Source organism: Streptomyces thermocarboxydovorans (assembly GCF_039524635.1).
GTDB lineage: Bacteria > Actinomycetota > Actinomycetes > Streptomycetales > Streptomycetaceae > Streptomyces > Streptomyces thermocarboxydovorans.
Genome location: NZ_BAAAGU010000033.1, coordinates 42,013 through 55,207 on the forward strand (window position 1 = coordinate 42,013; position 13,195 = coordinate 55,207).

The following is a 13,195-nucleotide window of genomic DNA, read 5'->3' on the forward strand; positions in this document are numbered from 1 at the left end:
GCTCTCACTGCCATCGCGGATCGCGATGAGCGGCGTACCGTGGCCCCATGTACGACCCCACGCACCTGCGCACCTTCCTCTCCGTCGCGCAGACGCTGAGCTTCACGCAGGCCGCCCGGCGGCTGGGGCTGCGGCAGTCGACGGTGAGCCAGCATGTGCGGCGGCTGGAGGACGCGACGGGCCGGCAGCTGTTCGCCCGGGATACGCACTCGGTGGAGCTGACCGAGGACGGCGAGGCGATGCTGGGCTTCGCGCGGCGGATCCTGGAGGTGCACGAGCAGGCGGCGCAGTTCTTCGGCGGCACCCGGCTGCGCGGCCGGCTCCGCTTCGGCGCCTCGGAGGACTTCGTGCTGACCAGGCTGCCGGAGATCCTGCAGCGGTTCCGGCGCGAGCACCCGGAGGTCGATCTGGAGCTGACGGTCGAGCTGTCGGGCATCCTGCACCAGCGGCTGGCCGAGGGCCGGCTGGATCTGGTGCTGGCCAAGCGGCGGCCGGAGGATCCGCAGGGGGAGCTGGTGTGGCACGACGAGCTGGTGTGGATCGGCGCGCCGGGGCTGCGCCTGGACCCGGACCGGCCCGTGCCGCTGATCGTCTACCCGCCGCCGGGCATCACCCGCGAGCTGGCGCTGCGGGCGCTTCAGCGGCAGGGCCGCCCGTGGCGCATCGTGTGCACCAGCGGCAGCCTGAACGGTCTGCTGGCGGCGGCCCGCGCGGGGCTGGGCGTCATGGTGCACTCCCGGGGCCTGGTGCCGCCGGGCCTGGTGCGGGTGCCGGAGCGGGCGGGGCTGCCCGAGCCGGGGGAGGTCGACTTCGTGGTGGCGTACGGCCGGGGCCGCCCCTCGGCGCGGGAGGCGGCCCGCGCACTGGCGGAGGCGATCCTCGCGGGCGGCGACCGGCTGCAGCGCGGCGGGCCGTCCTGAGTGACGTACCCCCGGTCCGCCGCATCCACGGTCGTACAGATTCGGTGGAGATTTACGGCACCGAAACTTACTCAACCGTCAGGAATCTGTCCGACCCTTCCCCATGTGAGCGCATTTTCCAGGGCTGACCAGCGCGAACAAGAGCCAGGCTCAATTTTGCACCCCCTCCCGCCCCTGTGCGGTGTGAGGTAGCTTTCACCGCCTGCGGGGGGGGTCGTGGAGAAGGAAGCGCTGAGACGGGGAGCGGGGATTGCGCGAGTTCGAGAACCCTCCGCCTGCGTCGGCACCTCTCGTGGGCGGACTGGCCGACATGGTCTTCCAGTACGCCGAGGAGGACCCGACACACGTCGCGCTCGGCCGCAAGGACGAATCCGGGCAGTGGCGGGATGTGACCAGCGCCGAGTTCCGTGACGAGGTGCTCGCCCTAGCCAAGGGGCTGATCGCCCGCGGGGTGCGCTTCGGCGACCGGGTCGCGATCATGTCGCGCACGCGCTACGAGTGGACGCTGTTCGACTTCGCCCTGTGGACGATCGGCGCGCAGGTCGTGCCGGTGTATCCGACGTCGTCGGCGGAGCAGTGCTTCTGGATGCTGTACGACTCGGAGGTCACCGCCGCGATCGTGGAGCACGAGGACCACGCGATGACCATCGCCACGGTCATCGACCGGCTGCCGCAGCTGCGCCAGCTGTGGCAGCTGGACGCGGGCGCGGTGCAGGAGCTGTACGACGCGGGCGCGCACATCGACGACGAGATCGTGCACCGGCACCGCAGGGCCGTCACCCCCGACTCGGTGGCGACGATCATCTACACCTCCGGCACCACGGGCCGCCCCAAGGGCTGTGTGCTCTCCCACGGCAACTTCATGTACGAGGCGGAGACCGTCATCGAGGGCTGGGAGCCGGTCTTCCACTCCAAGAAGGGTGACGAGGCGTCGACGCTGCTGTTCCTGCCGCTCGCGCACGTGTTCGGCCGGATGGTGGAGGTGGCGGCGATGCGCGGCCGGGTCAAGTTCGGGCACCAGCCACAGCTGAACGCCGCCGCGCTGCTGCCGGACCTGGCGGCGTTCCGGCCGACGTTCATCCTGGCGGTGCCGTACATCTTCGAGAAGGTGTTCAACGCCGCCCGCCGCAAGGCGGAGCGCGAGGGCAAGGGCGGGCCGTTCGAGAAGGCCGTCGAGGTGGCGATCAAGTACGCGGACGCCGTGGAGGCGAAGGCGTGGGGCATCGGACCGGGGCCCTCGGCCGGGCTGCGGATGCAGCACCAGCTTTTCGACAAGCTCGTGTACAGCAAGGTGCGCGCGGCGATGGGCGGGCGGATCCGCAACGCCATGTCCGGCGGCTCGGCGATGGACCGGCGGCTCGGCCTGTTCTTCGCCGGGGCGGGCGTGCAGATCTACGAGGGCTACGGCCTGACCGAGTCCACCGCCGCCGCCACCGCCAACCCGCCCGGGCGCACCCGGTACGGCACGGTCGGCCCGCCCATTCCGGGCGTCACCGTGCACATCGCGGACGACGGGGAGATCTGGCTGCACGGTGCCAACGTTTTCCAGGGCTATCTGAACAACCCGAAGGCCACCGACGAGGCCCTGCACGACGGCTGGCTGGCCACCGGTGACCTGGGCTCCCTCGACGAGGACGGCTATCTGACCATCACCGGCCGCAAGAAGGAGATCCTGGTCACCTCCGGCGGCAAGAGCGTCGCGCCGGGGCTGCTGGAGGAGCGGGTGCGCGACCATCCGCTGGTCAACCAGTGCATCGTCGTCGGCAACGACCGCCCGTACGTCGCCGCGCTGGTCACCCTGGACCCGGAGGCCGTGGAGCACTGGCTGGCGATGCGCGGCAAGCCCCAGCTGCCGCCGGCCCAGCTGGTCAACGACCCGGACCTGGAGACCGAGGTGCGGCGCGCGGTGGTCGCCGCCAACACGCTGGTGTCGCAGGCCGAGTCGATCCGCACCTTCCGCATCCTGGCGCAGCCGTTCACCGAGGAGCACGGGCTGCTCACGCCGTCCCTGAAGCTGAAGCGCAAGGCGATCGAGAAGGCCTACGCGGCAGAGGTCGAGGCCCTGTACCGGACGTGAACCGCGATCCGTCCGCGACGCCTTGTCACCTTCCGTCCCGGACGCACGTCACGTCCCGCACCAGACGCGAGTCGGCCGATCAGGAATGCACGACGAGCCGTGATCGTTGACGGTGGAGGTATCACAACAACCACTCCTGTCGACGAGACGAAGGATCGTAAGCCCGTGACCAAGGTTCCCGCGATCACCCTGAACAACGGCGTCGAGATGCCCCAGCTCGGCTTCGGCCTCTGGCAGGTGCCGGACGACGAGGCGGAGACGGCCGTCACGCAGGCGCTTCAGGCCGGCTACCGCAGCATCGACACGGCGGCCGCGTACGAGAACGAGGAGGGCACCGGCAGGGCCATCGCGAAGTCGGACATCCCGCGCGAGGAGCTGTTCGTCACCACCAAGCTCTGGAACACCGACCAGGGGTACGACACCACGCTGCGCGCCTTCGACACGTCCCTGTCCAAGCTGGGCCTCGAGTACCTGGACCTGTACCTCATCCACTGGCCGACGCCGGCCCGGGACAAGTACGTCGACACCTACAAGGCGTTCGAGAAGCTGCTCGCCGACGGGCGGGTCCGCGCCATCGGCGTGTCGAACTTCCTGCCCGAGCACCTGGAGCGGCTGATCTCGGAGACCTCGGTGGTCCCCGCGGTCAACCAGATCGAGCTGCACCCGCATCTGCAGCAGCACACCGCCCGCGAGTACCACGCGGAGCGGGGCATCGCCACCGAGGCCTGGTCTCCGCTGGGCCAGGGCAAGGGCCTGCTGGAGGTCCCCGCGATCGTGGCGATCGCGCAGAAGCACAACCGCACCCCGGCCCAGATCGTGCTGCGCTGGCACCTCCAGCTCGGCAACATCGTCATCCCGAAGTCGGTGACGCCGTCCCGCATCCGGGAGAACATCGACGTCTTCGACTTCAGCCTGGACGCCGAGGACCTGGCCGCGATCAGCGCCCTCAACGAGGACCGCCGCCTGGGCCCGGACCCGGCCCAGTTCAACCTGGCCTGACGCGCGTCCTGAATAACCGTCAGCACGAAGTGCGGGCGGCCTCCGTGACGCACGAGGCCGCCGCACTCCTCCACCGCAGCCCGCTCGTCCTCGGGGGGTGCTCCTCCGGTCAGACGGGGCGTACCGCCGTGTGGACGGTGTGGGCGGTGAGGAGGAAGACGTCGGGGCGGTGGTGGAGGCTTGCCTTGTCGTCGGGGTCGAGGAGGCGGTCGAGGGTGGTGCGGTCGTCGGGGTCGAGGCGGTCGGCGAAGGTCTCGCGGGCGCGGGTGAGCATGTCGACGGCGTAGGCGCGGGCGCGGTCGGGGGCCGGGGCGGGGAGGTCGAGGAGGAAGGAGCGGGTGCGGGTGTGGTGGAGGCCCGCGGCGGTGAGCAGGGCCGGCCAGTGCTCGCTGGTGGCGACCGAGCGGGGCAGGTCGGCGCGCATCTGGGCGAACCACTCCTCCTGCAGCACGTCGAGGCGGGCCTGGAGGCCGGGGTGGCCGAAGCCGAGGTCGCGCGGGAGGAAGCGGGTGGGCAGGCCGCCCTCCATCACGGCCAGGGTGCCGCCGGGGGCGAGCCGGGCGGCGAGTGCGGTGAGGGCGGCCTGCTGGTCGCCGAGGTGGTGCACGCTGCGGCTCGCCCAGAGGAGGTCCGCGGGGTACTCCAAGTCGTCGAGGACGCCGGGGAGTTCGCCGGTGAGGGTGGAGAAGCGGTCGGCCACGCCCCGGTCGGCGGCGCGGGCACGGGCGCGTTCCAGGAGCGGTTCGGAGCCGTCGACGGCCACGATGCGTGCGCCGGGGAAGGTGTCGGCGAACAGGCAGGAGATGACGCCGGGGCCGCTGCCCGCGTCCACCACGAGTCCGGGTTCGGTGACCTCCTTGGCCAGCCAGGCGAGGACACGCTCGTACAGCGGGGTGAACAGTTCCGCCTGTGATTCGAGGTGGTCGGCCATCTCGGCCCAGTCGATGTCCGTGTGGTCGTGCGTGTGCGCGGACGGGGGTGTGTGCTTGTCGCCGTGGTCGTGGTGGTGGTGCGCCATGGTGTCAGTCAGCCTCTCCGCTCGGGTGCGGACAGAGTGCGCCGACGCTCCGGGAGGGGCAAATGAAGTTGCCGGTTGTGCAAAATCGGGGGGTGGGGGGCGTCGGGGGTCATCGTGGGTGCGGGAGCGTGGGGCGGGGTGGGGGCTTGCGGAAGGCCCGGAGGGTGAAGACCGGGTCGGGGCGGGGGCGGTCCTGGTCGGGGAGTGCGGCCAGGCGGGAGGCCATGCGGTCGGCGAGCGGGCTGTCGGGCGGGATCGTGACGAACCAGCCGCGGCGCAGGTCGGCGAGGGTGCGGCCGGCGGCGCGGCCCTGGCCGTGGCCGCGGAAGCGCGCCTGGCCTGCCGGGACCAGGCCGTGGCGGGCGGCGCAGGCCTCGACGTCGGCGGCGGCGTCGCGGACGGGGCTGCGCGGGCGGGCGGCGAGGACGGCGTCGATGTCGCTGCCGACGTTGTGGGCGGCGGCCTTGTCGACGGTGGTGACGTAGACGCCGCCGGGGCGCAGCACCCGGGCGCACTCGGCGAGGACGGCCTCGACCTCGTCGGGTCCGTTCAGCAGATGCAGCAGCCAGACGGTGACCACGGCGTCGAAGCGTGCGTCGGCGAACGGCAGCCGGCGGGTGTCGGCGCGGACGACCCGGCCGGGCAGCCGGGTGGCGGCCAGCCGGGTCATGGCGGAGGTGAGGTCGACGCCGGTCACGGTCAGGCCGGGGCGGGCGGCGGCGAAGCGGCGGGTGACCAGCCCGGTGCCGCAGGCCGCGTCGAGCAGGGTGCGGGCCTGCCCGGGGATCAGTCCGAGCACGGCGTCGGCGGCGGCCGCCGCACGTGGTTCGCCACCGCGGAGGTCGTCGTAGTGCCGGGCCTCCTCCTCGTAGTCGAGCACGTGTCTCAGTGTGCCCCGTGGCCGGGGGCCAGGTCCTCCACCCTGCGGGCGAGCTCGAAGTCCTTCTCCGTGACGGCGCCGCCCACGCTGTGGGTGTTCACGGACAGGGCCACGGTGTTGTAGCCGAGGGTGAGGTCGGAGTGGTGGCCGAGTTCCTCCTGCACCTGGGCGATGTGGACGACCATCGCCGTGGCCGCGAAGTGCGAGCCGAGACGGTAGGAGCGGGTGAGACGGTCTCCGTCGAGCGACCAGCCGGGCAGCTCGGCCAGCCGGTCCTCGATCTCCTTGTGCGACAGCGGTTCGACGGGCATGGAGTGCGCTCCTTCGCCGGTGGGGGGTGGTTCAGCGGTCCTTCGGAGGCCTCAGAGGGCAAGGGGGCTCGTTACTCAGCGTGCCACAGCATGCCGTCTGCGGCTCCCGGTCGGCGGGCTGCCGGACGAGTGCGGGTGATCGGGCGGCGGGCTGTCACAGGAGTGCGGGTGCTCGGGCGGCGGGTACGGATGCCCGTGGCGGCGGCGGGTGCGGATGCCCGTGGCGCCCGGTTCTCGGTTACGGTCGGCGGCATGAGCAGTGCGACGCCGGACGCCGCCTCCGCGGCCGGGGGTGTGGGCCCGCTGCTGCGTGCCTGGCGGGAGCAGCGGCGGGTGAGCCAGCTGGAGCTGGCGCTGCGCGCGGGGTCCTCCGCCCGGCACATCAGCTTCATCGAGACGGGGCGCTCCCGGCCCAGCGAGGAGATGGTGCGGCGGCTCGCCGAGCATCTGGACGTGCCGGTGCGGGAGCGCAACGCGCTGCTGGTGGCGGCCGGTTACGCGCCCCGGTATCCGCACACTCTCCACCTTCAACATGCCCATGGACGTGACCGTCGCCGAGCTGGCCGTGGAGACGCTGCTCCCGGCCGACCCGGCGACGGCCAAGTACCTGCAGAACTGGCTGAGTTGAGTCAGCCCCGGTCGGAGGGCCGTGCCTTCAGCGCCATGTGCTGCAACAGGGCGAAGCCGGCCACGACGAGCGCCTGGAGCACGGTCCACACCGCGCCGGCCGTGCTCGGCGAGAGCCACAGCGCGAGCGCGGCCAGACTCACCGCCGACCAGGCGAGGTTGGCCTCGACGACGGCCCGCACGCCGAGGGCCGGCGGGTGCGGGCGGGCGGCGAGCAGACCGACTCCGGCCGCGTAGCCGAGGAGGAACGCACCGAGGCCGAGCAGCAGGGTCGAGTCCACGCCGAGGAAGCGCCCGAGCGGTCCGGAGAGCGCGAGGTAGGCGAGCGCGTTGGCGCCGGTGACGACGGCGTCGAGGGCGAGGAAGCGGCGCAGCACGGCCTGCGGGTCGGTGGTCCGGGCGAGCGCGGCGAGCTGGGTCGCGGACATGACGAATCACCCTCCGTCGGGATCGGTTGGTCGGCGGGATGCGGGCGGTGCGGTCCCGGAGCGGAGTGCGCCGCCCCGGGACCGCCCGACTCCACGATCCCGGCGGGCGGGGCCGGCGTCGATTACCTCCGGAGTAATGCCGCCCGGATGCCTCCGGAGTGATGCCGCGCGGAGGGCACCTCCCTGAAGCGGCGACGGGGGCGGTCGCACCGCAGTGCAAGGGGTCCGTGGTGGTCCGTGCGCACAGCGTGAGAGTGTGGGGGCGGCGTGACAGACTGATCGCGGAGCACGGCGCGTTGGGAGGCCGGGTGTGAGCGAGCGGCGGGCCGCACCCACCGTGGGGCAGGTGGTGCTCGGCAGGCGGCTGCAGGAACTGCGGGAGGCCGCGGGCCTCGGACGGGACGAGGCGGCCAGGGTGCTGCGGGTGGCGCCCGCGACCGTCCGGCGCATGGAGACCGCCGAGGTCGCGCTGAAGATCCCGTACGTGCAGATCCTGCTCTCCGCCTACGGGGTGCCGGAGCCGGAGGCGACCGCGTTCATCGAGCTGGTGGAGGAGGCCAACCGGCCGGGCTGGTGGCAGCGGTTCCACGATGTGCTGCCCGACTGGTTCAGCCTGTATGTGAGCCTGGAGGGCGCCGCCCGGATCATCCGCTCCTACGAGCCGCACTTCGTGCCGGGCCTGCTGCAGACCGAGGACTACGCGCGGGCGGTGCTGGAGGCCGGCACGATCGGGGCGGAGGGCCACGAGACGGTCGAGCGGCATGTGGCGCTGCGCATGGAACGCCGCCGGCTGCTGGAACGGGCGGACCCGCCGCATCTGTGGGTGGTCCTGGACGAGACGGTGCTGCGGCGCCCGGTGAGCGTCGACGGCCGGGTGATGCGCGAGCAGCTGGACGAGTTGCTGCGGTACTCCGAGCGGGACCGGATCACCGTGCAGATCGCGGAGTTCACCGACGGCCCGCATCCGGGGGCCTACGCGCCGTTCACGCTGTTCCGGTTCGCCGAGCCGGAGTTGCCCGACATGGTGTTCACCGAGTACCTGACCGGCGCCCTGTATCTGGACTCCCGCACCGAGGTGTCGGCGCATCTCGAGGTGCTGGACCACATGACGGCGCGGGCGGCGTCCACGGAGCGCACCCGGGAGCTGCTGCGCGCCTGGCGTGACCGGTACTGACCGGTATGGAGCCGCATCCGTGCAACCCGCGCAACTCGCGCAACCCCGCGCGCTGGAGCGCGTCTTGAGAGAAGAGCGATGCGATGACCAGGACGGAACGAGGAGAGGACAGCGTGTGACCGGATCCGACGCGATCAACGCCCCGATCGACACCAGCCGCCCGCACCCGGCCCGGGTCTACGACTGGTGGCTGGGCGGCAAGGACAACTACCCGGTGGACGAGGAACTCGCCCGCAGGATCCTCGCCGCGGACGGCACCGTGGTGCGCGGGGCACGCGCCAACCGCCGTTTCATGCACCGGGCGACCAGAACGGCCGCCGAGGCGGGGATACGGCAGTTCCTGGACATCGGCACCGGCATCCCCACCGAGCCGAATCTGCACCAGGTGGCGCAGCGGGTCGCGCCCGAGTCGCGGGTGGTGTACGCGGACAACGACCCGATCGTGCTGCGGCACGCCCAGGCCCTGCTGCACGGCACTCCGGAGGGCGTCACGGCGTATGTGCACTCCGACGTGCGGGACCCGGACAGGCTGCTGGGCGAGGCGGAGAAGACGCTGGACTTCGGGCGCCCGGTGGCGCTGTCGCTGGTCGCGCTGACCCACTACCTGGACGACGCGCCCGGCGGCGACGACGTGTACGGCCTGCTGGAGCGTTACGTCGCCGCGCTCGCGCCCGGCAGCTATCTGATCCTGTCCCAGGTGACGGCGGATCTGAGCCCGGAGGCGGTCGGCCAGGCGGCGGAGCACTTCCGGCGCAGCGGTACGCCGTTCCATCCGCGTTCGCTCGCCGAGTTCTCGCGGTTCTTCGCCGGCCTGGAGCTGCTGGGGCCGGGGGTGATCCCGGTGCACGGCTGGCGCCCGGAGGCGGAGGACGTGGCCGCGCAGGCGGAGGGCATCGTGCCGGTGTACGCGGGGGTGGCCCGCAAGCCGTGACCGCGGGGGCGTGAGACGGGCGGCCGGCGCCGGTGCGAGCTGGGCGGCCTACGCCGCTCTGAGCCGGGTGGTTCAGACCGCCGTGAAGGAGACGTTCAGGCCGCCCCGCCCTTGCGGTCCTCGCTCTGGCCGGAGTTGTCGTCGTCGACGATCTCCGCGTCGACGACGCTCTCCTCGTCCTGCGGCGCGTCGTGCGGCGCGTCCTGCGCCGCGCCGCCCTGACCGGCGCCCTCGGCGGAGGACGGCTGGGCCTGCGCGTACATGGCCTGGCCCATCTTCTGGCTGACGGCGGCCAGCCGGTCGGCCGCGGCGCGCAGGGCTGCGGTGTCCCCTTGCTGTTCGAGCTGCTGCCTGAGCTCGGACACGGCGTTCTCGACCTCGGACTTGGTGTCGGCGGGGACCTTGTCGCCGTTCTCGCGCAGGAACTTCTCGGTCTGGTAGACGAGTTGCTCGGCCTGGTTGCGGGTCTCGGCGGCCTCGCGGCGCTTGCGGTCCTCCTCGGCGTACTGCTCGGCGTCCCGCATCATGCGGTCGATCTCGTCCTTGGGCAGCGCGGAGCCGCCGGTGACTGTCATCTTCTGCTCGCGGCCGGTGGCCAGGTCCTTGGCGGAGACGTGCATGATGCCGTTGGCGTCGATGTCGAAGGCCACCTCGATCTGCGGGACGCCGCGCGGGGCGGGCGGCAGTCCGGTGAGGTCGAAGACGCCGAGCTTCTTGTTGTAGGCGGCGATCTCGCGTTCGCCCTGGTAGACCTGGATGCCGACCGAGGGCTGGTTGTCGGTGGCGGTGGTGAAGATCTCCGAACGGCGGGTGGGGATCGTGGTGTTGCGCTCGATCAGCTTGGTCATGATGCCGCCCTTGGTCTCGATGCCGAGGGACAGCGGGGTGACGTCCAGCAGCAGGACGTCCTTGACGTCGCCGCGGATGACGCCGGCCTGGAGGGCCGCGCCGACGGCGACGACCTCGTCGGGGTTGACGCCCTTGTGCGGGTCCTTGCCGGTGAGTTCGCGCACCAGGTCGGTGACGGCGGGCATGCGCGTCGAGCCGCCGACCAGGATGACATGGTCGATCGCGGAGAGCTTCACCCCGGCGTCCTTGACCGCCTGGTGGAAGGGCGTCTTGCAGCGTTCCAGGAGGTCCTCGGTGAGTTCCTGGAACTGGGCGCGGGTGAGCTTCTCGTCCAGGTGCAGCGGGCCCTCGGCGGAGGCGGTGATGTAGGGCAGGTTGATGGTGGTCTCGGAGGAGGAGGACAGTTCGATCTTGGCCTTCTCCGCGGCCTCGCGGAGGCGCTGCACGGCCATCTTGTCCTGGTTGAGGTCGATGCCGTACTCGCCCTTGAAGCGCTTGGCGAGGTACTCGACGACGCGCTGGTCCCAGTCGTCGCCGCCGAGGTGGGTGTCGCCGTTGGTGGCCTTGACCTCGATGACACCCTCGCCGATGTCGAGGAGGGAGACGTCGAAGGTGCCGCCGCCGAGGTCGAAGACGAGGACGGTGTGGTCGTTCTCCTTGTCCAGGCCGTAGGCGAGCGCGGCCGCGGTGGGTTCGTTGATGATCCGCAGGACGTTCAGGCCGGCGATCTCTCCGGCCTCCTTGGTGGCCTGCCGCTGGGTGTCGTCGAAGTACGCCGGGACGGTGATCACGGCGTCGGTGACGTCCTCGCCGAGGTAGGACTCGGCGTCCCGTTTGAGCTTCTGCAGAACGCGGGCGGAGATCTCCTGTGCGGTGTACCGCTTGCCGTCGATGTCCCCGTGCTCGGGGAACCGCCAGTCGCGATCGCCCATGTGGCGTTTGACGGAGCGGGCGGTGCGCTCGACGTTGGTGACGGCCTGCCGCTTGGCGACCTCGCCCACCAGCACCTCGCCGTTCTTGGCGAACGCCACCACCGAGGGCGTGGTCCGGGCGCCCTCCGCGTTGGCGATCACGGTGGGCTCGCCGCCCTCGAGCACCGCGACCACCGAGTTGGTGGTCCCCAGGTCGATCCCGACCGCGCGTCCCATCGCCGTCCCCTTCCGCCAGGGCACATCTCTGGACTTCCAGCCCAAAACTTGAGCGGCCTGTTGTCAATAGCTTGAGTGGACTCTTGTCAGCCTGTGGGTGTGCGGGTGTGGGCGCGGAGCTGGAGTGCGCGCCGGGGGCGGTCGGTGATCAGCACGTCCACGCGGGGATCGGCGAGGAAGGTGCGCATCAGGGGGTCGTCGTTGACCGTCCACACCATGGTGAACAGCCCGTGCCGGGCCGCCTCGCGCAGCACGCCGGCCCGGGCCGCCGGTGGTGCACGGCGATCCCGTCGGCGCCGCAGGCGCGCACCCGGCGCATGGGCCGCAGCTCGCCCGAGGCGGGTGGCCAGGAGGCGGCCGCGGGGGACGTCCCTGCGGTCGCGGCCGAGGGAGAGCCCGGTGCGCACGCCGGGGAAGGCTGCGGTGATCGCGGCGACGGAGCGGTCCTCCAGGGTGGTGGCGACGAATCCGTCCGGGCCGAGCAGGGCGACGGCGCGGTCGATCAGCTCCCGCTCGTGGCCGGTCTCCTTGAGGTCGAGGTGGGCCAGGAGCCGTCCGGCGATCAGCTGCAGGATCTCCTCCACCACCGGTACCGGCCGCCCGGCGCGGGCGCACAGCTCCGCGTGGGTGAGCGTGGACAGCGGCGGCCCGTCGCCGCACACGCGGGCGTCGTGGTGGACCACGAAGACCCCGTCCGCGGTGCGGCGGACGTCCAGCTCGGCGTAGTCGGCGCCGGCGGCGACGGCGTCCTCGTAGGCCTCGCGGGTCGCCGGTGCGGTGCGCTCGGAGCCGCCCTGGTGGGCGGAGACGGCGGGCCCGGAGGACGGCCGCAGCCGCAGGGCCTCTGCTTCCGGTGGCCGCACGGCCACTCCTTCCCCTGGGCGCGCCGCAGCCCGCCCCTGCGCGGGGCGGTCTGCGGGGTCCGGCAGGTCGGGCGGGTCAGGCGAGCTTCGCCGTGAGGGTGATGTCGGTGCCCGTCAGCGCCTGGCTCACCGGGCAGTTGACCTTGGCCTCCTCGGCGGCCGAGAGGAACGCGGCCTCGTCCATGCCGGGGACGGTGCCCTCGACGGTGAGGTGGATGGCGGTGATGCCCTCGCCCGGTACGAAGGTGACGTCGGCGGAGGTCACCAGACGGGTGGGCGGGGTGCCGGCCTTGTCGAGGATGTTGGAGAAGGCCATGGAGTAGCAGCTGGAGTGCGCGGCCGCGATCAGCTCCTCGGGACTGGTCTTCCCATTGGCCTCCTCGGCCCGCGACGCCCAGGTGACCGGCTGGTCGCCGATGCTGCCGGAGGAGTCGAAGGTGACGACCCCGCTGCCCTGGAACAGGTTGCCTTCCCAAACGGTGTGTGCGGAGCGCGTGGCTGCCATGACGCTTCCTTTCGCGAGATGTCCTGCCGTGTGTCCCGGCGGTGCCGGGGCCGGGAGTCCCGCCGCAGCGGGTTCCCGCACCCATCCGATCACACTCCGGCTCAGCTCACCCGGAAGACGGGCCCCTTCGCGGTGAACGGCAGCCGTGCGCCGCGCGGGATCAGGTAGGCGTGCTCGCGCCGCACCCGCAGGACGTCGCAGTAGCCGTCGGTGATGACCAGGACCGGCGCGGTGGGCGGGAAGTCCTCGGCGCGCTGCAGCAGGTCGATGCCGGGCTGCAGCACGGTGCCGCCGCGGCCGTGCACCCGTACCCGGCCGGCGATCTCGGTGACCGGCAGGTACCCGGCGTCGTGCGGGGCGGCGTCGCAGAACACCACCCGGGCGGCCGGTACGTCCCGGGCCTCGGCGTAGGAGGCGATGGCGCCGAGGACCTTGCCGAGCAGGGTGCGGTCCATGGAGCCCGCG

At 72.1% G+C, this 13,195-nt stretch carries 12 protein-coding genes and 2 pseudogenes; 6 read left to right on the forward strand and 8 right to left on the reverse strand.

The genetic code is table 11. The features are described 5' to 3' along the window. The first annotated feature begins 47 nt into the window (after nucleotides 1-47). The 3 genes from ABD198_RS16885 (at nucleotide 48) to ABD198_RS16895 (ending at nucleotide 3,996) form a co-directional block, all read left to right on the forward strand. A complete protein-coding gene (locus ABD198_RS16885) occupies nucleotides 48-920 on the forward strand; it encodes a LysR substrate-binding domain-containing protein (protein WP_344001972.1) in 873 nt (290 codons plus the stop codon). A 250-nt stretch (nucleotides 921-1,170) separates the two neighbouring features. Further along, on the forward strand, nucleotides 1,171-2,997 hold the full coding sequence (locus ABD198_RS16890) for an AMP-dependent synthetase/ligase (RefSeq protein ID WP_344001975.1): 1,827 nt from the start codon (nucleotides 1,171-1,173) through the stop codon (nucleotides 2,995-2,997). A 165-nt stretch (nucleotides 2,998-3,162) separates the two neighbouring features. Beyond that, a complete protein-coding gene (locus ABD198_RS16895) occupies nucleotides 3,163-3,996 on the forward strand; it encodes an aldo/keto reductase (protein WP_344001978.1) in 834 nt (277 codons plus the stop codon). Nucleotides 3,997-4,105: 109 nt separating this feature from the next. Here the strand turns inward: ABD198_RS16895 and ABD198_RS16900 are convergent, their stop codons facing one another. The 3 genes from ABD198_RS16900 to ABD198_RS16910 form a co-directional block, all read right to left on the reverse strand. Then, entirely contained in the window at nucleotides 4,106-5,014 is a 909-nt protein-coding gene (locus ABD198_RS16900) for a class I SAM-dependent methyltransferase (protein WP_344001981.1), read from the reverse strand. A 109-nt stretch (nucleotides 5,015-5,123) separates the two neighbouring features. After that, a complete protein-coding gene (locus ABD198_RS16905) occupies nucleotides 5,124-5,894 on the reverse strand; it encodes a class I SAM-dependent methyltransferase (protein WP_344001984.1) in 771 nt (256 codons plus the stop codon). 5 nt (nucleotides 5,895-5,899) lie between these two features. Next, a complete protein-coding gene (locus ABD198_RS16910; protein ID WP_344001988.1) occupies nucleotides 5,900-6,205 on the reverse strand; it encodes a 4a-hydroxytetrahydrobiopterin dehydratase in 306 nt (101 codons plus the stop codon). A gap of 252 nt (nucleotides 6,206-6,457) precedes the next feature. Here ABD198_RS16910 and ABD198_RS16915 point away from each other — a divergent pair. Further along, nucleotides 6,458-6,724: pseudogene (locus tag ABD198_RS16915) on the forward strand (helix-turn-helix domain-containing protein); the annotation flags it as partial. A 110-nt stretch (nucleotides 6,725-6,834) separates the two neighbouring features. On the opposite strand, the gene ABD198_RS16920 reads toward ABD198_RS16915, so the two are convergent. Further along, nucleotides 6,835-7,260 carry a hypothetical protein gene (locus ABD198_RS16920; RefSeq protein WP_344001991.1) on the reverse strand — a complete coding sequence of 142 codons (426 nt, stop codon included), beginning with the start codon at nucleotides 7,258-7,260 and terminating at the stop codon, nucleotides 6,835-6,837. A gap of 310 nt (nucleotides 7,261-7,570) precedes the next feature. Here ABD198_RS16920 and ABD198_RS16925 point away from each other — a divergent pair, with 310 nt between their 5' ends. Both ABD198_RS16925 and ABD198_RS16930 read left to right on the forward strand, forming a co-directional pair. Further along, on the forward strand, nucleotides 7,571-8,434 hold the full coding sequence (locus ABD198_RS16925; RefSeq protein ID WP_344001993.1) for a helix-turn-helix domain-containing protein: 864 nt from the start codon (nucleotides 7,571-7,573) through the stop codon (nucleotides 8,432-8,434). A 115-nt stretch (nucleotides 8,435-8,549) separates the two neighbouring features. Beyond that, nucleotides 8,550-9,365: an SAM-dependent methyltransferase gene (locus ABD198_RS16930; protein ID WP_344001996.1), complete on the forward strand. Its 816-nt coding sequence runs from the start codon at nucleotides 8,550-8,552 to the stop codon at nucleotides 9,363-9,365. Between the two features lie 95 nt (nucleotides 9,366-9,460). On the opposite strand, the gene dnaK is transcribed toward ABD198_RS16930, so the two are convergent. From dnaK to ABD198_RS16950, 4 genes and pseudogenes are all read right to left on the reverse strand, one after another. Then, entirely contained in the window at nucleotides 9,461-11,362 is a 1,902-nt protein-coding gene (gene dnaK / locus ABD198_RS16935; RefSeq protein ID WP_344001999.1) for a molecular chaperone DnaK, read from the reverse strand. Between the two features lie 86 nt (nucleotides 11,363-11,448). Beyond that, the gene (locus ABD198_RS16940) at nucleotides 11,449-12,225 is read right to left on the reverse strand and encodes a glycerophosphodiester phosphodiesterase family protein (protein WP_344002002.1); all 777 of its coding nucleotides are present in this window, start codon (nucleotides 12,223-12,225) and stop codon (nucleotides 11,449-11,451) included. Between the two features lie 76 nt (nucleotides 12,226-12,301). Next, complete coding sequence (locus tag ABD198_RS16945) at nucleotides 12,302-12,730, reverse strand: OsmC family protein (protein ID WP_344002004.1); 429 nt, start codon at nucleotides 12,728-12,730, stop codon at nucleotides 12,302-12,304. Nucleotides 12,731-12,831: 101 nt separating this feature from the next. Next, nucleotides 12,832-13,194: pseudogene (locus ABD198_RS16950) on the reverse strand (DUF2201 family putative metallopeptidase); the annotation flags it as partial. Nucleotide 13,195: the final 1 nt, after the last annotated feature.

Excerpts from the sequence above, each read along its gene's own strand:
- ABD198_RS16885 (WP_344001972.1), top strand. The coding sequence starts at position 48 with ATGTACGACCCCACGCACCTGCGCACCTTCCTCTCCGTCGCGCAGACG.
- ABD198_RS16900 (WP_344001981.1), bottom strand. The coding sequence starts at position 5,014 with ATGGCGCACCACCACCACGACCACGGCGACAAGCACACACCCCCGTCC.
- ABD198_RS16910 (WP_344001988.1), bottom strand. The coding sequence starts at position 6,205 with ATGCCCGTCGAACCGCTGTCGCACAAGGAGATCGAGGACCGGCTGGCC.
- ABD198_RS16920 (WP_344001991.1), bottom strand. The coding sequence starts at position 7,260 with ATGTCCGCGACCCAGCTCGCCGCGCTCGCCCGGACCACCGACCCGCAG.
- dnaK (WP_344001999.1), bottom strand. The coding sequence starts at position 11,362 with ATGGGACGCGCGGTCGGGATCGACCTGGGGACCACCAACTCGGTGGTC.
- ABD198_RS16945 (WP_344002004.1), bottom strand. The coding sequence starts at position 12,730 with ATGGCAGCCACGCGCTCCGCACACACCGTTTGGGAAGGCAACCTGTTC.